General features: G+C 61.4%; 15 protein-coding genes. 12 read left to right on the top strand and 3 right to left on the bottom strand.

All coding sequences use genetic code 11. The annotated features are described in order from the left end of the window. The coding region (locus tag H5U38_03140) for a DUF5110 domain-containing protein (GenBank protein MBC7186009.1) at window positions 1-1,621 on the top strand (1,621 nt) is incomplete at its 5' end. Window positions 1,622-1,670: 49 nt separating this feature from the next. Next, window positions 1,671-3,017, top strand: coding sequence for an amino acid permease (locus H5U38_03135; GenBank protein MBC7186008.1), 1,347 nt, complete (start codon window positions 1,671-1,673; stop codon window positions 3,015-3,017). Window positions 3,018-3,091: 74 nt separating this feature from the next. On the opposite strand, the gene H5U38_03130 is transcribed toward H5U38_03135, so the two are convergent. Both H5U38_03130 and bfr read right to left on the bottom strand, forming a co-directional pair. Beyond that, window positions 3,092-4,327, bottom strand: coding sequence for a hypothetical protein (locus H5U38_03130; protein MBC7186007.1), 1,236 nt, complete (start codon window positions 4,325-4,327; stop codon window positions 3,092-3,094). A 117-nt stretch (window positions 4,328-4,444) separates the two neighbouring features. Next, window positions 4,445-4,912, bottom strand: a complete 468-nt coding sequence (bfr, locus tag H5U38_03125) for a bacterioferritin (GenBank protein MBC7186006.1) — start codon at window positions 4,910-4,912, stop codon at window positions 4,445-4,447. Window positions 4,913-5,223: 311 nt separating this feature from the next. Between bfr and H5U38_03120 the strand changes: the two genes are divergently transcribed. The 4 genes from H5U38_03120 to H5U38_03105 all read left to right on the top strand — a co-directional run bounded on the left by H5U38_03120 (window position 5,224) and on the right by H5U38_03105 (window position 13,396). Continuing rightward, window positions 5,224-5,973: a M48 family metallopeptidase gene (locus H5U38_03120; protein ID MBC7186005.1), complete on the top strand. Its 750-nt coding sequence runs from the start codon at window positions 5,224-5,226 to the stop codon at window positions 5,971-5,973. A gap of 175 nt (window positions 5,974-6,148) precedes the next feature. Continuing rightward, window positions 6,149-7,603 carry a D-aminoacylase gene (locus tag H5U38_03115; GenBank protein MBC7186004.1) on the top strand — a complete coding sequence of 485 codons (1,455 nt, stop codon included), beginning with the start codon at window positions 6,149-6,151 and terminating at the stop codon, window positions 7,601-7,603. Between the two features lie 81 nt (window positions 7,604-7,684). Then, entirely contained in the window at window positions 7,685-10,927 is a 3,243-nt protein-coding gene (locus H5U38_03110) for a PD40 domain-containing protein (protein MBC7186003.1), read from the top strand. Between the two features lie 363 nt (window positions 10,928-11,290). Beyond that, entirely contained in the window at window positions 11,291-13,396 is a 2,106-nt protein-coding gene (locus tag H5U38_03105) for a sodium:solute symporter family protein (GenBank protein ID MBC7186002.1), read from the top strand. A gap of 71 nt (window positions 13,397-13,467) precedes the next feature. On the opposite strand, the gene H5U38_03100 is transcribed toward H5U38_03105, so the two are convergent. Next, on the bottom strand, window positions 13,468-13,887 hold the full coding sequence (locus H5U38_03100) for a hypothetical protein (protein MBC7186001.1): 420 nt from the start codon (window positions 13,885-13,887) through the stop codon (window positions 13,468-13,470). Between the two features lie 81 nt (window positions 13,888-13,968). On the opposite strand from H5U38_03100, the gene H5U38_03095 reads away from it, so the two are divergent. The 6 genes from H5U38_03095 to H5U38_03070 form a co-directional block, all read left to right on the top strand. After that, window positions 13,969-14,514 carry a sigma-70 family RNA polymerase sigma factor gene (locus H5U38_03095; GenBank protein ID MBC7186000.1) on the top strand — a complete coding sequence of 182 codons (546 nt, stop codon included), beginning with the start codon at window positions 13,969-13,971 and terminating at the stop codon, window positions 14,512-14,514. Further along, the gene (locus H5U38_03090; protein ID MBC7185999.1) at window positions 14,511-14,999 is read left to right on the top strand and encodes a hypothetical protein; all 489 of its coding nucleotides are present in this window, start codon (window positions 14,511-14,513) and stop codon (window positions 14,997-14,999) included. Before H5U38_03095 ends, H5U38_03090 begins: the two co-directional genes overlap by 4 nt. 130 nt (window positions 15,000-15,129) lie before the next feature. After that, the gene (locus tag H5U38_03085; protein MBC7185998.1) at window positions 15,130-17,376 is read left to right on the top strand and encodes a right-handed parallel beta-helix repeat-containing protein; all 2,247 of its coding nucleotides are present in this window, start codon (window positions 15,130-15,132) and stop codon (window positions 17,374-17,376) included. Window positions 17,377-17,584: 208 nt separating this feature from the next. Continuing rightward, a complete protein-coding gene (locus H5U38_03080; GenBank protein MBC7185997.1) occupies window positions 17,585-19,264 on the top strand; it encodes a hypothetical protein in 1,680 nt (559 codons plus the stop codon). Window positions 19,265-19,271: 7 nt separating this feature from the next. Then, complete coding sequence (locus H5U38_03075; GenBank protein MBC7185996.1) at window positions 19,272-20,102, top strand: hypothetical protein; 831 nt, start codon at window positions 19,272-19,274, stop codon at window positions 20,100-20,102. Between the two features lie 88 nt (window positions 20,103-20,190). After that, window positions 20,191-22,089: TonB-dependent receptor (locus H5U38_03070; protein MBC7185995.1), on the top strand; the 1,899-nt coding region annotated here is incomplete at its 3' end.

Here is a 22,089-nt window from a genome sequence, read left to right as displayed (position 1 = left end):
GTCGGAGGTGCGCACCCTCGCCCGGACTTTTCGCGACAAAGGCATCCCCTGCGATGCGATCTACTTGGACATCCATTACATGGACGGCTATCGCTGCTTCACCTGGGACGCCAACCGCTTTCCTCAGCCCCAGCAGATGCTGAAGGATTTGGGCGCGCTTGGGTTCAAGGTGGTGGTCATCATTGACCCGGGGATCAAGGTCGACCCGGCCTATTGGGTGTGCGCCGAGGGGCTGGCAGGCGACCACTTCTGTCGGCTGCCAGATGGCAGGCTGCATGTCAGCCAGGTATGGCCGGGGGACTGCTACTTCCCGGACTTTACTCGACCCGCGACTCGCCAGTGGTGGGGTAGCCTTTATGCGGGGCTCGTCGCCGACGGCGTGGCCGGGTTCTGGAACGACATGAATGAACCTGGTGTCTGGGGCGGCACCTTCCCGGATATCGTCCAGCACTCCCACAACGGCCAGCTGGTCGACCATTTGGCAGTCCACAATGTCTACGGTCTGGAGATGGCCCGGGGCACTTACGAGGGTGTGCGGAAGTTGCGACCAGACAAACGCCCATTCATCCTCACCAGGGCTGGCTTCGCCGGCGTGCATCGCTATGCCGCAGTCTGGACTGGCGACAACGTCGCCAACTGGGAACACTTGCGGCTGGCGCTGACCATGTGCCTCGGCCTTGGCATGTCGGGCGTGCCGTTCGTAGGATTTGACATCGGCGGCTTCGAGGGGAGCCCCACGCCTGAACTCTTTACCCGGTTTCTGCAGCTCGGCATCCTCACGCCCTTGTGCCGCAACCACACCTCCTATGGCACGCGCGACCAGGAGCCGTGGGCGTTTGGCGACAGCTTCGAGGAGATGAATAGACGCGCCATCCGCTTGCGTTACGAGCTCTTGCCGTACCTGTATGATGTGTTTCGCGAGGCCTCTCTCACCGGCCTACCGGTGATGCGCCCCCTGGTGCTCGAGTTCCAGAAGGACCCGGCAACATGGGAGCTCGATGACCAGTTCTTAGTCGGCGACGCCCTGCTGGTTGCACCTGTGCTCAGCGAAGGCGCCCGCATGCGTTGGGTCTACCTACCTGAGGGACAATGGTACGATTTCGCCACCAACCAGCTCCATCGCGGGCCGGCCAGGATCATGGTGGATGCTCCGCTGGAGCGCGTGCCGCTGTTCGTGCGCGCCGGCACGGTGATCCCCATGCAGCAGCCAGTCAACTTCGTGGGCGAGAAGCCGGGTGATCCGCTCATCATAAGTGTTTACCCGGGCGAGCATGCCTCTGTGGATTCGCTGTACGAGGATGCTGGTGACGGATTTGCCTACGAACACGGCGAATACGCCCTACGGCTGGTTTCTCTCGGACGGGATAAGCAAACGCTGCGCGTCAAATTGAGCCCCAGGCGGGGCACCTACCGGCCACCGCGGGATCACGTGGTGCTGAGAGTGAACGGCTGCCCAAGAGCGCCGCGGCAGGTGACGCTGCAGGGACAGGCTCTGCCCCACGTGGACAGCACGGACCACCTGCGCCAGTTGGACCGGGGCTGGCTTTATGAGGCCGAGCGACAGATAACCTGGGTCAAGCTGCCGGAGAGCTCCGGGGAAGCCAAAGTTGAGCTCCGCTGAACCGTTTGGAGCTGTACTTACAGGATAGCCCAGCCATCAGAGAGCCGTCATGGGCATCAAAGCAAAGCTGAACACCTTCGACACCACCATGATCGTCGTCAGCCTGGTCATCGGCATTGGGATTTTCCGCACCCCGGCCATGGTCGCAGCCGCCACCAACCGCACCGACCTCTTTTTTGCCGCCTGGGTCTTGGGCGGACTGATCAGCCTGATGGGGGCCCTCACCTTTGCCGAAATTGGCTCCCGCTTTCCCAGGCCCGGAGCCTACTACAAGGTAGTGGCGGAGTGCCACGGCTCGTGGTTGGCATTCATGCTGAACTGGATCAACGTGCTCTTTGTCAATGGCGTGGGCGCCGCAGCCGTGGCCACCATTGGCGCCGAATACCTCTGTCCCATTCTCCTGCCAGCACACCTGCGTACCCACCTGGCCACACAGCTCAGCGCAGCGGGGCTCATTCTCCTCCTCTTCGTGATCAACTACCTGGGCATCAGGACTGGCGCCTGGGCGCAGGACGTGTTGACGGTTCTGAAGATCGTGATGATCGCGACCATTGTCCTCGCAGCACTGCGCTATGGGCAGCAGGAGGGAGCGGCGATGGCCGCCTCTGGGCCCGCAGGGCCTGGCTGGCTTGCCCTGGGCACGGGGCTCATCTCGGTCCTCTACGCGTACGGAGGATATCAGTGCACCATCAATTTTGGCGCGGACGTCAAAGGCTCTGCGGCGACTATGCCGAAAGGGATCTTCTTTGGTATCGGCATCATCATCGCCTGTTATCTCCTTCTCAACGCTGCCTACCATCGCGTGCTGGGGATTGCCGGGATTGCCGGATCCGACCTGGTCGCCGCCGAGGTGGCGCGACGCTGCTTTGGCGAAGTTGGCCATCTGTTCATCTCGTTGGCCATCGTTCTTTCGGCGCTCGGATTTCTCAACGTCACCCTGATGCAAATCCCACGCGCGTACTATGCCATGGCGGCGGATGGGGTGCTGCCTGCGCTGTTCATGCGGGTGAACGGGAGGACGCAGGTGCAAGAGTTCACGCTCACCTTTTTCGTGTGCACGATACTGCTCTCCATCGTCTTCTTGGGGACCTTTGAGCGGATGGTGGGCTACATCATGTTCTTGGACTGCCTGACTATCGCAGTCGTGGCCTCGACGGTATTTGTGTTGCGCAGGCGAGGGGACGCTGCAGGGTACAGGGTGCCACTGTACCCAGTCCTGCCTGGGGTGTTCGTGCTGAGCATGTTGGTGGTGCCCGCGGCGGTGGCACTCACGCAGCCCATGACGGCGGTGGCGGGTGCAGCGGTGTGCCTGGCGGACTATCCGGTGTTTTTGCTCTTGCGGCGGGTGATTCCTCGGCGGGAGGCAACTGGTGAGATGGGTCCGTCGCACAGGTAAGCGCAAGCCTTTGGTTCGCGCTACCTGTGCCCCGATTCGCCAACGCGCGTGCGGTCTTTTCCGGCCGTGGCGCCTCAGTCTTGATCCAACAGGCCAAATTCTTTCCGATAGGCCCCTGAAACGGTGCCATCCACCCAGCGGTAGAAGACCTGTGCCTCCTTGCCATCGAAACCCTTTTCGCGCCACTGCTGCAGGCGCCGGCGGGCTTCTACGAGCAGCTTTTCCTCCAAGGGGAGCAAGCGCTGCAAGATGCCCGTCCCCTGCTTGTTCAACAACGCTGCCAAGTTCAGATAATTGCGCCCCGCGTCCCTGGTGAACGGAAAGCAACGCCCCTTCAGCGCTAATGCGGCCGTACATAGCGGCGCTCTGCCTTGTGCGTTGGCGACCAGCACCTTGGGAAGTTCGGGCCCGGCAGCAACCCACACCGGAATGGTCACCGTGCAGAGCGGAAAGCCGAGCATCGTCCACATGGTGCTCAATGCCGCCGGCTCACCCGGGCGCACTCCCTGGACCACCACGCAGGAAGAAGAACTGTAGCGCGGAATAAAGTCGGCGAAGCTGACAAAGACCGGTTGCTCTTCGTTGTCCGGAAGATTCTGCGTCAAGTCCACGCCCGTCAGCCCGTGGCGCAGGCAGCGGCTCACCGTCCGCGTCATGAACTCCACAGTCAGGCCGTTGGCGAGAGAGGCCGTGTAGAAAAGTTGCTCGGCACTGGCAAAGCGGATGAGGCCATAGTCGTGCTTCCGCTCGCCGGTATACGAGTAGTTCGTACGAATCAGATAGCCGAAAGGGGCCACGATTGGGTCATTGGCGTCGAACTTGGTGAAGGAGTAGTTGCCCGTCTCAAAGTACGCCGCGCCACCCTGCGCGTCGATGACGCCAAAGTTCGCTTCTACTCCCAACGGCTTGGGCAGTGTGCGCAAGAGCTGTTCAAAGTCGGCCACGGTGGCGCAACTTTGCAAGGCACGCTTCATCAGTACCCCCTCTTGGTCCTTCAGCCTGGTCGTGTCGTTGACGTTCAGGTTGTAGGAGGCGGAGTTCATGATGGCAAAGCCCGCGCTGTTGCAGCCGACCCAGACCTCGGCACCCGTGGAGTCGGCCGCATTGACCAGACCGATGTACGGATAGCGGCCGTCGGCGAAGTACACCAGTCGGCTCTCCAACGCATCGCTATCGCGGTGCTTGAGGAGCAGAGGTCTGCCGTCAGGAGTCGCTTTGCCGGAGACGACTGCGGTGGTGCACGCCATTGCCGTGCCAGCGAGCACAACAGTCAGCGCCGCGACAAGAAGCCCGGTAATGCGGTGATTCATTGCTTCACCCCTCTTTCTGAGCACGATCGGTCGCCAACCCCAAGAAACAAGGGGTGACACAAAACCGTGTCACCCCAGGCAAGTCTCATGATTGGATTGAATCGGCGGCGTTGCGGCTCATCCGATCTTGTCGGCCAAGTAGTTCTGGATCCCCACCTGCTTGATCTGCTCGAGCTGGCTCTCGATCCAGTCGATGTGCGCCTCCTCGTCTTTGAGGATGGACTCCAGAAGCTCGCGCGTGCCAAAGTCGCCTACCTCGCCCGCCAACTTGATGCTCTCGCGGTAGCCGTCGATGGCCGCCTTCTCCGCCTGCCAATCGTTCTGGTGCTGCTTCTCCACCTCTGCACCGATGTGCATGGCGTGCAGCTTGCTGACGATGGGCGTGCCTTCCAAGAAGAGGATGCGGCCGATCAGCTTCTCGGCATGGCGCATCTCCTCGATGGCCCGCTTCTCGATGGCTTCATGCAGCTTCTGGTAGCCCCAATCGTCGTTCATCTCCGAGTGAACCATGTACTGGCTGATGGCGGTGAGCTCCTCAGCCAACCGCGCATTGAGCGTGGCAATGATCTTGTCGTCGCCTTTCATGTGAGACCCTCCCGGTCAAGAACTTCGTAGCACAACTCCGACTCTCTGGTCCAATTTGGTGCCCGCGCATAGGTGTCAGGCACTCTTGTGCCTGTGCAATTATAGCAAATCGCCGGCAAGAAGTCAAGCTGTTTGTGGCGCAGGTAAACTCCTCGATGAGCGACTTCGCCGCAGAGGCGGGCCACCATGGCCACTTGTTCGACCTGCAAAGGAGGAGCGAGCAGGGAAATTTTCTATTGCGTTTTTCCGCGCAATTCCGTAGACTATAGGCAGTCTGCCCGTAGGAGTTTGCCGCCCAAATTCCGGAGCTCATGGACGAGGAGTTGCACATCCTCCACCTTTCTGGTCATGCAGTGCGCTGTCGGGTGCGGCGGCACCGCCGCTCCGGCCACTTCCGCCTCTCTGTGCGCAGGGACGGGGTGGTAGTGATCAGCGTGCCACGGCAGCTGTCGCGCGCGGAGACCCGGAAGCTGGCGCACGAGCACGAAGAGTGGATCTTGCGTCGTCTGTCCCTGCTGCGACAACGCCAGCTTGCGCATCCCCCTTTCAGATTGGAGCAAGGTGCGGCTTTGCCCCTCTGGGGTCAGAGGTACCGATTGCACTTGGAGCACGAGCCGACGCTCCTCTCGCCCCGCTGGCGCTGTGCCGATGGGCGGGTGGCGGTCTCCGCCAGCGAGTTGAGCACGCCTATCGTCTGCGGCTGCGTGGTGGGCTGGTACAAGGCGATGGCGCGCCGACATCTGCGAGGGCGGATTGCCTACTGGGCGAGCCGCATGGGGGTGGCGCCGCGGCGGTTCGCGGTCAAGAACCAGCACTCCCTATGGGGGAGCTGCTCGCGAAAGGGGAACCTCAACATCAATTGGCGCATCATGCTGCTGCAGCCGGAGGTGGCCGACTATCTGCTCATCCACGAGCTGGCCCATCTGCGTGAGCCGAACCACTCGCCCCGCTTCTGGGCACTGGTGGCAAGGTTTTGCCCGGAGTACCGGCACCTGCGGCGGCAACTCGCCTCGCTCAACCACTGGCTCGGCTTCCAGGAGGCGATGTTCATCGAGTGTTGAAGATCAGGCTATGCGGAGAATAATGCTCATGCTCAGGAAGAAGCTCCTTGTCCTGTCGGTAGCGGCGGTGGCACTGACCTCGCTCAGCTGCAACCTGCTCAGCCGCCGGTACAGCTTGGTGATCACGTCCGGGATGATTTTGGATGGGAGCGGCGCACCAGCATTCCAAGCTGACATCGGCGTCATCGGCGGGCGGATTGTGGAGATCGGCACCATCCAAAATGCGCAGGCCGAGCGCACCATCGATGCCACTGGCCTCTATGTGGCGCCGGGGTTCATCGACGTGCACACGCACACAGACCGGGACATCGCCGAACACCCGGATGCGCTCAACTACCTGCTCCAGGGAGTCACCACCGTGGTGGGCGGCAACTGCGGCGATTCCGAATACCCTTTGGCAGAGCTCTTTCGCAAGCTGGAAGAGGTAGGGATCGCCGTCAACTTTGCCTCGCTGGTTGGACACAACACGATCCGCCACCTCGTGTTGGGCGACAGCGACAAGGTGGTCACGCCGGAGGCTTTGGCCAAGATGAAGGAGCTGGTGGACCAGGAGATGCGCGCTGGAGCGATTGGGCTGAGCACCGGTCTCGCCTACGTGCCGGGTCGCTTTTCCACCACCGAGGAGATCATCGAGCTGGCGCGGACGGTGCAGCCGTATGGCGGCATCTACGCCACTCACCTCCGCGACCAGGGGCAGGCAATCAGGCAGGCCATAGAGGAGGCATTGCGTGTCGGCAAGGAGGCTGGCGTGGGGGTACAGATTTCGCACATCAAGCTGGCGGACGAGGAGGTGTGGGGCAGGTACGAGCTCATCACCCAGCCGGTGGAAGCGGCGCGCGCCGCAGGAGTGGCCGTGTGGTTGGACCAGTACCCCTACACGGCGACCAGCTCGGGCTTTGCCAGCAGCTTTCCGGCCTGGGCAGTGGAAGGGGGCCACGAGGCGTTCGTGGAGCGGCTCAAGGACCCCGCCACCTACGCGCGCATCAAGCAGGCCCTCATTGCCAAGCGCCTGACCTCGAAGCGAGGTATCGACAAAGTGGCGGCCATCTACATCGCCCGTGACAAGAATCACCCGGAGTACGAGGGGAAGAACCTGGTGGAGATCCTCGCCCTGCGAGGAAAGCAGCCGACGGTAGCCAACGCTGCCGACCTGATTATCGAGCTGGAGCGTGACGACCAGCCCAGCGCCATCTTCTTCCAGATGGCTGAGGAAGATGTGGTTGCGCTGATGAAACTGCCCTATACCATGATTGCCTCAGACGGCGGCATTGCCGTGCCGGGCACGGGCTCGCCGCATCCGCGGGCCTACGGCACTTTCCCGCGGGTGCTGGGGCGCTATGTGCGGGAACAGGGCGTGCTCTCCCTGCCGGAGGCAGTGGCCAAGATGACCAGCCTGCCTGCTCAGGCCATGGGTTTTGCGGACCGCGGGGCGATCAAGAAGGGCTATTGCGCCGACCTGGTGGTGTTTGACGCCGCCCAGGTCCAGGACTGCGCGACGTTTGCCAATCCTCACCAGTACCCCAAGGGGATCCGCTGGGTGGTGGTCAATGGCAAGATCGCCGCACAGGATGGGGAGATTCGCATCCGCGATGCGGGCCGTGTGCTGTATGGCAGAGGCAAGGTGCGCTGACTTGCTGCTACGTCCCAGTGCCTCGAAGGGGTTAAGAACACGAATGTGCAGGAGTCATACTTCAGCCAATGGAGGGCCGCGATGAAGAGAGTGCTTGTCTTCTTGACCGTGTTGCTCACCACTGTTGCCGGGTCCCAAGCCGCCATCGAGGGGCGCTTCATGCAGTACCCCGACATCCGCGGCGACAGGATTGTCTTCACCTTCGAGGGAGACCTGTGGACCGTGCCGGCAAGCGGCGGGCTGGCCATGCGCCTCACCAGCCACCCGGGCAACGAGTTCTCCGCCAAAATCTCCCCGGACGGGCAGTGGATCGCCTTCTCCGCCAGCTACCAGCGCGGGCCGAACGTCTACCTCATGCCCATCGACGGCGGCACGCCCAAGCGCCTCACCTACCGCGGGCCGGCACAGGTGGTCACCTGGACACCCGACAGCAAGAAGATTGTCTACCGCGCCAACTTTGAGAACACCTTCCGCCCCATCACCAAGCTCTTTGCCGTCTCCATCGACGGCACCTACCCGGAGAAACTTCCCGTGCCCAGGGGCATCCTCTGTTCGTTTTCACCCGACGGCAACAAGATGGTCTACAATCCACGCGGCCGCGAAGAGTACTACTGGAAAAGGTACAAGGGCGGCCAGTACCCGGACATCTGGCTCTATGACTTTCGCAGCAAGGAGTTCCGCAAGCTCACCGATTACGTGGGCAAGAATGCCTACCCCATGTGGATCGGGGAGGCCATGTATTATGTCTCCGATCAGGGTGAAAACGGCGTCGCCAACCTCTATCGCTATGACTTTGCCTCCGGGCAGATCACCCAGGTGACCAATTATGCCGATGTTGACGTGCAGATGCCGTCCACGGACGGGCGCTCCATCGTCTACCTGCACGCCGGGTACCTGTACGTGCTGGATGTGGCCTCTGGGCAGAGTCGGCGCGTGGAGGTGCAAATCCCCACCGACGGCTGGCAACTTGCGGAGCGGACCATCAACCCCAAGGACTATATTCACAGCATGTCCGTGAGCGCCGACGGCAGGACGGCAGTGTTCGAGGCGCGGGGCGACGTGTTCATAGTGCCAACCGAGGAAGGACAACAGGCCCGCAACCTCACTAACAGCCCAGGCACGCGCGAGCGCTACCCGCAGCTCTCGCCGGACGGAAAGTGGTTGGCCTTCTTCTCCGACCGCAGCGGCGAATATGAGCTCTACCTCCTGGACATGCAAAATGGGGGTGGTTGGCGACAATTGACCAATGGCCTGCGCACGACGGTCTACCACTTGGAGTGGTCGCCGGACGGCAACAAGATCCTGTTTGGCACCAAGGACTTTTGCATCTACTACGTGGATGTAAAGACCGGGCAGCTCACCAAGATCGCCTGCTCCAACCAGCTCAAGAACGACGAGTTTTACTGGGAGATCAGCGATTACTGTTGGTCGCCGGACAGCAAGTGGGTGGCGTATTCGTTCGTGCAGTACAACCGCAATAGCAAAATCTTCCTCTACAGCCTCGAGCAGAAGACCAGCTACCCGGTCACCGACGAGTTTTACGATTGCCTCAACCCCTCCTTTGACCCTGAGGGGGAGTACCTCTACTTCCTCTCCTACCGCAACTTTGACGTGCGCATGGATGTCTTCGAGGACAACCACGTGATCCCCAATCCGGTGAAGGTGATGCTGGTGCAGCTCAAGGCCGGGCAGAAGCCGCCCTTCGAGAAGGGGGCCGAGGGCGAGAAGAAGAGCCCGTCGCCGTTCCGCATCGACCTGGACGGCATAGGCGAGCGCATTTTCTCGCTGCCGGTGGAAGCGGGCAACTACTTCTACCTGAAGGCAGCGAAGGGTTACGTCACCTGGGTGGCCAGCGAAGGGTTTGGGGAGGAGGAATACGACCAGATCTTTACGCCGAAGGGGGATGCGCGCTGGTTGCTGCACATCTTTGACGTGGGTGCCGGCAAGGAGGTGGTCATCGACAAAAAGATCAGCGACTGGCGTCTGTCTGTGCAAGGGGAGCACATGCTGGTGCGCAAGGGGAACGAGTACTTCGTCACCACGCCGGCCAAGGCTTACTCGGCAAAGGACTTTGGCCAGAAACTGAACTTGGAGCAGATGACCTATCGCGTGCAGCCGCATAAGGAGTGGGAGCAGATCTTCTCGGACACCTGGCGGTGGTATCGCGATTTCTTCTATGACCCAGGCATGCACGGCCGCGACTGGCGGAAGATGGGCGATTTCTACCGGTCCTATGTGCCCCAGCTGCGCTCGCGCGAGGACCTGAACTGGCTGCTCTCGCAGATGGTGGGTGAGCTCTGCGTGTCGCACACCTACATCTCTGGCGGCGATAGGGGCCCGTTGGCGCCTCCGGAAGATCCGACGTTCACCGGGCTTTTGGGCGCGGATTTGGAGCCGTCGGCGAGTGGCTACTATCGTTTTGCGCGCATCTTTGGCCCCACCGACTATGACCGCGACCTCAAGGGGCCGCTCGTGCGCCCGGACATTGACCTGAAGGAGGGGGACTATCTCATCGCCATCAACGGCAAGGAAGTGCGTGTCCCGGAGAATCCCTACCAGTACCTGCAGGTGACAGCCGGGCAGAAGGTGAAGGTAACGGTGAACCGCCTTCCTTCGGCAGTGGGGGCTGCCACCTACGAGGTGGAGCCGGTGCGCTCGGAAAACAGCCTGCGCTACAATCGCTGGCTGGCGGACAACATCAAGAAGGTGTTGGCGGCGAGCAATGGCGAGCTCGGCTACATGCACATTACCGCCATGGGGTCGGGCAACACGGCCCAGTTTGACAAGTTCTGGAGGGCCTTCCGCTACAAGAAGGGCCTGATCATCGACGTGCGCGGCAACGGCGGCGGCTGGACGGAGTACTTTATCATCGACAAGCTGGAGCGCAAGATGGTGGCCTACAACTGCCTGAAGGAGATGGTGCCGTTCCGCTACCCGGGCAGTGTGTCCAATGCCCACCTGGTCGTGGTGACCAACGAGTACAACGGTTCGGACGGCGAGGCCTTTGTGGAGCATTTCAAGGCCAGGAAGTTGGGCACGGTGATCGGCACGCCGTCCTGGGGTGGCTTGGTGGGCATCGTCAATGGCCAGACCACCATTGACAACGGGCTGGTGCACCAGTCCAACAACGCCTTCTACGGCCGCGAGGGCAAGTGGTGGGTCGAAAACCACGGCGCCGACCCAGACATCCTCGTGGAGAACGACCCGGCTTCGGAAATGGCGGGCCACGACAAGCAGCTGGAAACGGCCATCGCTTTCTTGCTGGAGAAGATCCAGACCGAGCCGTTTGTCTTCCCGGAAAAGCCGGCCTATCCGAAGAAGTAGAAGGACGGCGCAACTGGGAGTGGCTGTGCCCAAGAGCGAGCGGGTGAGGCCGTGTGCTTCGCCGGGCGTTCGAGCAGCGGAGGAGCGACGCTCGGTGAGCCGGCCCCCTATCCCCATTTCTCAAGCACTAGGCCCGTGACCCAGACGCCGACGTGCAGTTAGAGCTGGCCTTGGCGGTCGCTCACCATCCCACAGCACTTCTGGATGAGGGCTGTGCAGGTCACGCGGGGTCGCTGAGGTCTTGAGCATGGACTCCGAAAGCTTTACGTCGTCAAGCGCTCGTTAGGTGTGCTCCGTGGGAATGTGAGTTGAAACAGGAAGGGACAGTAACGAGAGTGGACAGGATCAGGGAGAGGAGGTAACGTGAATTTCCTTGGATTGCATCTTCTCGATTGGGCAATCATCATCGTCTACTTTTCCACCATGGTGCTCATCGGCACCTGGACGCGGCGTCGGGTCAAGAATACCCGCGACTTTTACCAGGGAGGCCGGAGCTTTGGCAAGTTCCTGACCACTGCCATGCACTTTGGCACCATCACCAGCGCCGACCAGGCGGCAGGCGTGGCGCGGGAGATCTATCGCCAGGGGCTTTCCGGCATGTGGTTTCAGAACCTCCCTTTGTTGTTCACGCCTTTCTACTGGTTCGTCTCGATTCTCCAACGACGGGCGCGCTACGTCGGGCCGGGGGACATTTACCTGCACCGCTTCGAGAGCAAGTTCCTGGCGGGGCTCTTTGCGCTCTACATTCTGCTCAGTGCCATCTACGGCGGCTCCATCGGCTATCTGCTCACTGGCAAGACGCTGCAGGCGATGATGGTCAAGCCCGAGAGCGCCTACACCGAGCAGGAGCGACGCAGCGTTGCCGAGTTCAACGAGCTGCAAGCCTTGCAGCAGAAGCAGAGCTACGGCGATCTCACCTCAGAGGAGAAGGAACGCCTGACGGTTCTCCAGGAGAAGATGAAGCGCAATGAGCTCCACGCCTACATCTCCTACCTGAACATGGACGTGTTCTACGTGATCTACGCCCTGATTGTGGGCAGCTACACGGTGCTGGGCGGTCTATTCGCGGCGGTACTCAACGATGTGATTCAGAGCATGCTGATTCTCATCCTCTCGTTCTTGTTGCTGCCGGTGGGGTTGCACGCCCTTGGCGGCTTCCGGGGCCTGCACGCACGGGTCCCGGACTATATGTTCGAGATCTTTGGCAGCGCGGCCACCAGCGAGTACACTTGGTATTTCGTGCTGGCCATGGTCACCATCAACCTGATCATCCTGCCGCCGCGTAATTTCACCTACGGCGGTTCGCCCAAAGATGACTTTTCCGCCCGCATGGGGATGGTCACCGGTGCCTTCATCAAGCGCTTCGCCATGATCGGCTGGGCGCTCACTGGGCTGATTGCCGTCGGGTTGTACCGCGGCCAGCTCTCCGATCCGACGAACATTTGGGGGCACATGACCCGCGACCTTTTGGGGGTCGGCTTTGTCGGCCTGATGATCGCCTCCATCATGGCGGCGAACATGTCCTCCATCAGCGCGAGCAGCTTGGAATGGTCGGCTGCGTTCACGAAGAACATCTTCCTCCCTCTGGTGCCGCGCGCCAGCGAGAAGCTGCAGGTGATTGTCGGGCGCATCGTCATCTTCGTGGTCCTGGGCTCCACCATCTACTTTGCGCGCATGGTGGACGACATCTTTGTGGTTTTCAAATACGTGCTCTCGGTGGGCACCATCATCGGGCCGGCGTTGTGGTTGGTCTACTTCTGGCGACGGCTGACCACCAAGGCGGTGGTGGTGCAGATGCTGCTGTCCATCATGCTCACGGTTGTCGTGCCGAACGTAGTGCCGGCCATCAACAATAACCGCGAGAACCCCCGTCTTACCGTGCAAACCTATGAGCGGGTTGAGACTATCAGGGTAAAGGCGGTAGCCGAAGACGTGGCAGCAGGGCGGGCCGAACAGGTGGGGCAGCTGATCGAGAAGCAAAGGGTCAATCCGCCGGTGGGCGTGTTCTACGAGACGGTGGTGCGCAAGAACCCCGACGACCCCAACTCGCCGCTGGTGGGACAGGGCATCTTTCGCGTACAGCTGTACCTTATCTCGCTGCTGGGATTCGACTTGCGGGCGCTGTCCAAACCGCAACTGGCCACGCTGTCGTTCATCTTCGACATCATCTTTCCGTTTGTGGTCTTGTTCCTGGTGAGCCTGGTCACCAAGCCGAATTCGGAGAAGGTGCTGCGGGAGTTCTACGCCTGCGTGCACACGCCAGCCGTCGCCGACCTCGAGGAAGACACACGGCGGGTGCGCCAAGCCATCGAGAATCCGGAAATTGTGGAGCGCAACAAGCTCTTTCCCGGCACCAACTGGGAGTTCTGGAAACCGACCAAGCAGGACATTTGGGGATTTGTCATCTGCTGGCTGCTGGTTGGGGCGATCATCGGCCTCTACCTGGTGGTGATGAGGATAGGTGCCTGAGGCGACCTACCTCCGCAGCGGAGGCCAGCCTCGCGGCGCGGCGGCTGGCCTCCGGGCGAGGGTATCCAGCTTCAAACGCGGCCCTTCTTGGTCAGCAGGTAGTAGACGACCAGGGCCACGCCAGCCAAAACGACACACGAAGTGAGCGTTGCCTCGGGTTGGACGTCCTCTGGCACCAGAAACAAGCCGATGATCAGGCCGAGACCGATGGCGATGAGCACGAAGGCCCATTTGAGCGCGGAGGCCACTGCCACGTCGCCGCGGAAAAGTTGTGCGAGGTCCTGGCCGGTCAGGCCCCTGTCGATAGCCCTGCGGCGCGTCTTGTTCTCAGCTACCAGCTTCACGATCCAGACGACAGTGGCGAAGAAGGCAACAGGCACCACCACGGGCGCGACGAATTCCATTTCTTGCTCCTCCTTGTCTTTCTGCGTCAGCTCGATGTTCACCTCATTTGACCGACGAGCAGGGAGAATGTTGCAGAAGTACGCCATGCGGTGCAACATCCCGGCAAGTTGGCGGTCGAATGGAATGAAATGAGGAGCGGAGATTACGCAGGGCAGACATCAAGTCTCGTGGCAAGGGTTCTGGCGGGCGACCGCCAGGCCTTTTGCCAGCTGGTCAAAGAGTTCGAAGGGCTGGTGGGGCACATCGTTTTTCGGATGATAAAGGAGCCCGAAGAGCGCCAGGACCTTTGTCAGGAGGTCTTTCTGCGCGTGTATCGCCACCTGCCGGAGTTCCGCGGCGACTGCAAGCTTTCCACCTGGATTGCGCAGATTGTCTACAACAGCTGTCTGAACTGGCTGCAGAAGAAGAGGCCGCAACTCTACGACGGGGACGGAGCAGATGGACTTTCCCTGGACGAGCTGCCCGGCTCCCATCCTTCGCCAGAAGAAGCTGCGACGCGGCAAGACCTGCGCGAACGCTTGGAGCGAGAGATTATGGGCCTCGCAGTTCCCTATAGGACGGTACTGACTCTCTACCACGTCGAGGACATGAGCTATGAGGAGATTGGTAGGGTGACGGGTCTGCCGCAAGGCACGGTAAAGAGCTATCTCTTTCGCGCCAGGAAGCAGCTCAAGGACCGGCTGTTGGCCCACTATGAGCGGGAGGAGCTATGAGCGACCACCTCACTGACCGGCAACTGCAACAATGGCTTGAGGCAGGAGCGCCGGAGGAGGGTGAAGTGGCGCGCCACCTCGCGTCTTGTCGGCGCTGCGCAGCCCAGGCTCATGCTTATCTGCGTCTGTGGAGCGACCTGGCCCTGCCGCCAGTAGTCGTCCTGCCCCAGGACTTTGCGCGGCGGGTAGCGGAGCAAGCCGTGCCCAGCAGGGCCTGGGTCGCCAAGGTCGCTGCGCTGCTCGGCCTCTTGGCCTATGCCGGGATCGGCTGCCTGGTGGCTTGCTACTACAAACTCCATCTTCTCATGCGGGACGCCTTTGCTGCAGCCTGGTCGGCTGCGCTGCAGATTGTTCGTTCCCTCAGGCATCCTCCAGTGGCCAGTTTTTTCACTCCGCAGCAGTTGGTATTTTTGGCCGCGGTGGCAACAGTGCTGCTCACCGTGGGTCTGCTGGACCGCCTCTTTTCCCGCTTGATTTCGAAGTGAAGCGCCTTTCGCGCCAGATCGACAAAGAAAAGAGTTGCATTTTCCCCGTCAAATGCGTACCATTTGTCCGACCGTGAATTGCGAGGGCCTGAAGTGACGTGCCGGCACAGAACCTTGCTTTGGAGGCACTATGCGAAGTTGGTTGTTCTGTGTTGTCTTGTCGTTTCTTGTGCTCATGACCCTGGGGTGCCAGAAGGGGGACGGTGGTCGGTTGTCGCTTTACGTCTCGCCGCAGGGCAATGATGCCTGGTCAGGCAGGATGCCGAGTGCCAATGGCGCCAGGACGGATGGGCCTTTTGCCACGTTGGCGCGGGCACGCGAGGAGCTTCGGGCGCTGCGTCGCGCGGGGCAGTTTCCTGCGCGCGGGGTGAGCATCTTTCTGCGCGGTGGAGATTACCCCCTGGTCAGCACTTTCGAACTTTCCGCCGAGGACTCGGGGAGCGCCGCCGGGGGAGTGGTTTGGGCCAGCTACCCGGGCGAGATTGCGCGACTGGTAGGCGGCAGACCGCTCAGCGGCTGGCGGAAGGTGGAGGATGAGCGCGTCCTTGCCAGGCTGAGCCCGGAGGCGAGGTCACAGGTGCTGGAAGTGGACCTGCACGCCTTGGGAATCAGCGAGGTGGGGCGGCGGCAGCGCTCGGGCATGGGACTCCCGGAAGTGCCCGCGCCGTCGGAGCTCTTCTTCCGCGGCCAACGCATGACGGTGGCCCGCTACCCGAACGAGGGGTGGCTGCACATCGTGGAGGTGCCGCAGCACGGGCCGCGCTTGCTCTACGAAGGCGTGGCGCACACGCCCAAAGATGGCTTGCCACGTGGCCGCCACTATGGCCGCTTCGTCTACCCGGGGGACCGGCCCGCCCACTGGCAGCCGCAGGAGGTGTGGTTGCACGGCTTCTGGTCCTGGGATTGGGCCGACGCCTATCTGCCGGTGGGCCGCATCGACACGGCGCGCCACGAGATCTATCCCGCCGAACCGCACCACCACTACGGCTACACCAAGGAACAGCCCTTCTACTTCCTCAACGTGCTCGAGGAATTGGACGCGCCGGGGGAGTACTACATTGATCCGGACAAGGGGATGCTTTACTTTTGGCCGCCAGAAGAAGTTCGGCCTGGCGACCTATGGATCTCGGAAATGGCCGAGGACTTGGTCAGGCTTTCGGGCACCGCCTTTGTCTCCCTCGAGGGGCTCGTCTTCGAGTTCACACGGGGTAACGCAGTGCGCATTACGGATGGCCATGACAACGTGGTCGCCGGCTGTGTCATTCGCAACATTGGCAACACGGGCGTGACCGTAAGTGGAGGGGTACGCAACGGCGTGCAAAGTTGCGATATCTACGACACGGGAGATGGGGGGATCCGGCTAATCGGTGGCGACAGACTTTCGCTCGTCCCTGCGTCCCATTTTGCCATAAACAACCATGTCTACCGGATTAGCCGTATCAACCTCACCTACCGCGATGCCATACGGGTGGAGGGCGTAGGTAATCGCGTGGCGCACAATCTGATTCATGATGCCCCGCACGAGGCGATCTACTTCAGCGGCAATGAGCACGTGATTGAGTACAACGAAATCTATGACGTGGTCAAGGAGACCGGCGACGCCGGAGCAATCTACAGCGGCCGGGACTATACCTGGCGCGGTACGGTCGTGCGCTACAACTTCCTTCACGACCTGCACGGCCCGGGTCTGTTTGGAGTGATGGGGGTCTACCTGGACGATTTCATGAGCGGCACCTCTGTGGTGGGCAACGTCTTCTACCGCGCCGGGAGGGCGGTCTTTCTCGGCGGAGGAAGGGACAACCTCGTGGAGAACAACGTGTTCGTGGATTGCAAGGCATCGGTGCACATCGACGCGCGGGGCCTCACTTGGGCTCGCAACTACTTCGATGGCCGGTACACGTGGCTGACCGACCGCATGCGCGACGTCAACTACGATCAGCCACCCTATAGCACCCGCTATCCTGAGCTCCTTAGCTACTATGCGGACAATCCAGCAGTGCCGCGCGGCAACAAGGTGCTGCGCAACGTCTCCGCCGGAGGCACCTGGCTGGATATCGAAGATGGGGTTGACCCAGGCCTGCTGGAGATGCGCGACAACGTCATTGCTGACCCCGTACTCTGCTACTGGCGTGGGCCGGAAGTGAAGGATGCCCCCACAGGCACCGTGTACAAGAACGACGACCCGCAGTTCCGCGAGGAGCTCGCAGGCAACGTGATCTTGGAAGGAAACCCTGGGTTCGTCGCCAAAGAGCGCGGCGACTTTCGCTTGCGCAAGGGCTCGGTGGCCTTGCAGAGAGGCTTCGTGAATCCGCCGATAGAAAAGATTGGGCTCTACCGAGATCGTTTCCGCCGCGATCTGCCGAAGAAGGATCGCTGAGACGTTCGGGAGTGGGAAGCAACGCGCGGGATGAACGAACGGACTGGCGTTGCGGGTTAAGCCAGACGGGAATTTGGTCACCCGCACCACGCACCAAGTGGAGGCAAACCCTTCTGTGCGAGCCGTCACACCGGTGAAGCAGGAGTTTTCTTACCTTTCCAATTGCGGGAGCGGAGCGGGTTCGGGCTCACACGAAGGAGATTGGTGAATGGAACGAACGCATCCGAAAAACAGGCTGCTGACGGAGTGGCGACAGATGGGGCTTGTTGCCCTGGTTTCTTCGCTCTGTGCGGCATGGCCCCTTTGGGCGCAGATTGATCGTCCCTACGAGCCGATAGTGGTGGCGGGAGATTCCCTCCTCGCCTCGGCGGGACTGCCGGTGCCCGATGTGCGCCTTTGGGCGTACCAGGCGCAGGAGGGGCGTTGGCAGGTTATCCCCTTCCAGATTGACGAGGTGAATCCGCAAGTGAGGCCCTGGGACCGCTACTTCGTGGTCGAGGATTCGCTGCTTGGCATCCTGGACCTGGACGATGAGCTGGTACTCATGGCCAGGGACCTGGGCGAGAGGGCTGACAGCACACAATGGCCCGCTACGGGCGATTCTTTGCGCTTCGAACTCGCCTTCTTGGATTCATTGGATGGCACAGCCGGCTACGCGTACCTCTACTGGCAGGAACCGCCGCAGGACGTGCCCAACCCCTACGGCCTGGCCTATGACAGTCTGCAGGACAGGGTTACCTCGGCCAACTACCAGCTCGGCTTCAACGCCACCGGCCAGCTTGCGGACGTGGTCATCTCCCGCGACGTGGGCGGGTCCGGAGTCGATCTTTTCGACCGCTTCAAAGTGCGGGCTATCGGCTCATTTCTCATTTTCCCAATCTACATGGACGAGGAGCTGATCAGGGCAGAACGTTGGTACGCCAGCGTGGGTCCGGTGCGCATTATCCGCAATCTCAATGGGCGTTTCAAGGGAAAAATCGCCTTCCTTGATGTTGACGAGCCGTTTACCCAAACCGTCTTCTTTTACCCCTATTCCGGCTCCTTCGAGTTGACTGCCTTGCCCTTGGACAAGGCTAAGGACTTGGGTGTGACGGTGTCGGCGGTGCGCGCTTCCTGGGACATGAATCCAAACGCCTCGGGCATGCGCTTCTACAGCGCGCACAACATGGCGGGTGTGCCTGTGGACGGTGTCAAGGACCAGATCGACCCCTCTTGTAGGCCTGGCCAATTGAACTGGACGCTGGTCACCGGCGCCGCTGGCACCATGGTCAACCTCTTCTTTGTGCCACAGTTGGGAGACCGAATCGGGTTGTACTACTACGACGCCACCGACGGCAAGACCGCAGACGGACAGACGCTCTCCAAAGACACGGGCGACATGCTTTCCTACGGGGACAACGGCTTTCTCCTGTCGGGCAACATCCAGAACTACTTTGCGCCGGGTGCAACCTTTAGCGTGGTGTACCGCAACTACTTTCTTCCACCGAATGTTACGCCTGAGCAAGCGGCTCGTTTGTGTGAGCAGGCGGCGCATCCTCTGCGAGTGTCGGTGTCGCTGCAGCGGCGTCCGGCTGCGCCCAGTGCCGTCGTCGCAAGTGCGAATGGCGCACCAGTTGCGTTTGCCCTTGCTGCCCACCCGAACCCCTTGCACGCGACTACCATGTTGTCATTCAAACTCGCAAGGCGCAGTAGGGTAGTGCTGGAGGTCTATGACGTGGCAGGCAGGTCCGTGGCGCGTCTCGTCGATGAAGAGTTGCCTGCCGGCCTTCACCATCGTCCCTGGGACGGGTGCGATGCCTCAGGCAGGCAGGTGCCTTCTGGGCTGTACTTCGCGCGCCTGGCGTCAGACGAGGCAAGGCATGTGACAAAGTTGCTCCTGGTGCGGTGAGCCCGCGATGCGGCGCGTAATCGGCAAAGGGATCGTCCTTGTGGCTGTGGCGGCTTTTGTCAGCTGTCAAGTGGACCATGGCCTGTACCCGGTGGACTATGAGATCCGCGGCAACGTCATCTTCTTCGCCGGTCAGCCACCAGCCAACACGGACCGGGTGGAAGTCTTTGCCCTCAAGGAGTTTCCCCCCAAGGACCCGCAGAATTTGCTGTACGCGGGCCAGTCAGGGGCGCTGAACTACAGTTTAGGTGACACCGTTCCCTATGCAATTCAGGTGTCGCCGACTTCCTACGACCTTGTCGGCGTGGTCTGGAAGGAGAAGGGATCCGGCTGGAGCTTGACTGGGTTAATGGGCATCTACACGGGCAGCCTGCAGTCCTTCTTTCCCGCCAGAGTGGAAGTCTCCAAGGAGCATCCAGTGGCCGAGGGGATCGACATCTACGCCAACTGGGAGGTGGTGACTAAGGACGCCGCCATCTCCGGCCGGATACGCTATGCCGGACAGTGGCCTGCGCAGACCTCCATGGTGCTGCTGGCCGTCTACCGGGTGAAGCCGACGTCGGATTTCCAGTATCTCCTGTTTGAGAACGTCGACTATTCTCAGCCGGTGTTCGTGGACTCTTCCTCCTATCGTTTGCGGGTGAGCGCCGGCGTGTACAACTATGTGGTCCTGTTCTGGGTGCCGAAAAAGATGAGCAGCCTTGAGGACCTGGTGACCTTGGGTTTCTACGCCGATCCGGCTCAACCTTCGCGGCCGGGAACGGTAATCGTCTCCAGCGGAGGGGAGGCGAAGGACGTAGACATCCAGGTGGATTTTTCTGGCGTGACTTTTCCCTGAGGCCGATTTCATGACGAACCCCTTGAGGCATGACCTGCGCTGTCGTCATGATCATGCGAGAGGCACCCTTCGCGTTGGGAAGTGGCCGATGGTTGCAGCTCTGGCGCTGCTTGTGGCCCTGTCGGCCTCTGCGAGGGCAGGGGAGCGCGGGCGCATCGCCGGGACGGTAACGGACGCCCTTTCCAAGAAGCCTCTCCCCGCGGTGAACGTGCAGGTGGAAGGAACCTTCTTGGGGGCAAGTACGGATGCGCAGGGGGCCTTCGTCATCGCCAATGTGCCTCCTGGCACGTACACCTTGCGCGTTTCCATGATCGGGTACCGCCTTGTTCGCCTGGCCGGCGTAGTGGTCATGCCAGGGGCGACGACCTCCGTGACGGCCGCGTTGGAGCCGACCGTAGTGGACTTGAATCCAGTGGTCGTCACCGCCGACAAAGGGGAGCGCCCCTTGGATCAGACGGCCAACAGCATTGCCGTGGTGGGAGCACGGGAGATTCGCGCGCGGCAGGCCCTGCGCGTGGACCAGGTGTTGGAAATGGTCCCTGGTGTGAGCTTTGTGCGGGAACAGGTCAATATCCGCGGCTCCACCGGCTTCACCTTGGGGGCAGCCAACCGCACGCTGCTCCTTGTGGACGGCGTGCCGGTGATGGCGAGCGATACAGGCGAGTTCAATTGGGACCTGCTGCCGGTCCTGGACATCGAGCGCATCGAGGTGGTAAAGGGCGCCGGCTCCGCGCTCTGGGGGTCCGCTGCCCTGGGTGGGGTAATCAACATCATCACCAAGGCTCCCACCGAAGAGGGCAGAGTAGCCTTCCGAATGGTGGCAGGCGAATACGGCCAACCTCGATATGACCAGTGGCGGTGGACGGACATGCCTTTGGTCTTTGGCCGAGCAGACGTGAGCTACAGCCGCAAGTTCGGGCGCCTGGGCCTACGCCTTTCTGCCGGCCGCCACGTCTCCACCGGCTACACCGAGGTCGGCGACTTTCGCCGCTGGAATCTCACCAGTAAACTCACCTACGCCGCGTCAAGCGGGTCTAACTTGACCGTCTACGCTGGCTACAACCACAACCTGACCGGCATCTTCGTGGGCTGGGACGACCCGCGCCACCCCTTCCAGGTGCGGCCCTCCAATCGTAACAGCAGGGCGAAGATCGAAATGGCCAACTTTTACGCCCGCTACAACTTGGTGCTTTCCCCCAAGGCCGCGCTCAAGTTCCGCCTCTCGTACCTGATGACCCTCATGGGCAGCCAATTTGTCACCACCACCGACTTTAATCCGGCGCACGGTTGGGGGGCTGAGGTTCAGGGCGACCTGCTGCCAGGGCGGCAGGTGGCGCTCACCTATGGCTGCGAATGGCGCTGGGACACGGGCAGCACCAAGTACTTTGGCGAGCACCAGGGCTACACGGTGGGCCTGTATGGGCAGAGCGAATTCCGTCTCTGGCAGGGGAGGTTGAGCATCACACCGGGCCTTCGCTACGACCGCTATCAGGTCATCGGCGGAGTGGCGCAGGCGCTGCTCAGCCCGCGGCTGGGCCTCAACTGGCGGCCCCACGCCAACACGGTGCTGCGCGCCTCGGCAGGGAGCGGCTTCCGGGCCGCCACCATTGCCGAGCGCTACCTCGATTTTGAGAACCGCAGTGTCATTGTGCAGGCCAATCCCGAGCTGCGCGCCGAGACCTCCTGGTCCTACGACCTGGGCTGGCGGCAGTACCTCACCCCTGACTGGCACGTGGAGGCAGCGGCGTTTCGGACCGACTTTCACGACCTGATCGAGGTCGATTTGCGGCAGAGCCAGATCGAGTTGGGCCAGGAGATCAAAGTGAGCGTACGTTTTCGAAACTTGGTGCAGGCGCGCGTGCAGGGGGTTGAGTTGGCCAGCTCAGGCCACTGGTGGCATGGGCGAGTGGGCCTCAATGCCTGGCTGACTCTGATGGAGCCGAAGGATCTGACCAGCGGTGAACTGCTCGCCTACCGGCCTAAGATG

It is taken from the genome of Calditrichota bacterium (assembly GCA_014359355.1).
In the GTDB taxonomy this organism is placed as follows: domain Bacteria; phylum Zhuqueibacterota; class Zhuqueibacteria; order JANLFK01; family Oleimicrobiaceae; genus Oleimicrobium.
The sequence above is the reverse complement of the archived record's forward strand: the minus strand, read 5'-3'. Positions and strand labels throughout refer to the sequence as shown.

What these genes read in the sequence shown, in the direction of transcription:
- bfr (MBC7186006.1), bottom strand. Translation starts at nt 4,912, where the DNA reads ATGAAAGGCGACGACAAGATCATTGCCACGCTCAATGCGCGGTTGGCT.
- H5U38_03135 (MBC7186008.1), top strand. Translation starts at nt 1,671, where the DNA reads ATGGGCATCAAAGCAAAGCTGAACACCTTCGACACCACCATGATCGTC.
- H5U38_03110 (MBC7186003.1), top strand. Translation starts at nt 7,685, where the DNA reads ATGAAGAGAGTGCTTGTCTTCTTGACCGTGTTGCTCACCACTGTTGCC.
- H5U38_03120 (MBC7186005.1), top strand. Translation starts at nt 5,224, where the DNA reads ATGGACGAGGAGTTGCACATCCTCCACCTTTCTGGTCATGCAGTGCGC.
- H5U38_03085 (MBC7185998.1), top strand. Translation starts at nt 15,130, where the DNA reads ATGCGAAGTTGGTTGTTCTGTGTTGTCTTGTCGTTTCTTGTGCTCATG.
- H5U38_03130 (MBC7186007.1), bottom strand. Translation starts at nt 4,327, where the DNA reads ATGAATCACCGCATTACCGGGCTTCTTGTCGCGGCGCTGACTGTTGTG.
- H5U38_03080 (MBC7185997.1), top strand. Translation starts at nt 17,585, where the DNA reads ATGGAACGAACGCATCCGAAAAACAGGCTGCTGACGGAGTGGCGACAG.
- H5U38_03090 (MBC7185999.1), top strand. Translation starts at nt 14,511, where the DNA reads ATGAGCGACCACCTCACTGACCGGCAACTGCAACAATGGCTTGAGGCA.
- H5U38_03100 (MBC7186001.1), bottom strand. Translation starts at nt 13,887, where the DNA reads ATGGCGTACTTCTGCAACATTCTCCCTGCTCGTCGGTCAAATGAGGTG.
- H5U38_03075 (MBC7185996.1), top strand. Translation starts at nt 19,272, where the DNA reads ATGCGGCGCGTAATCGGCAAAGGGATCGTCCTTGTGGCTGTGGCGGCT.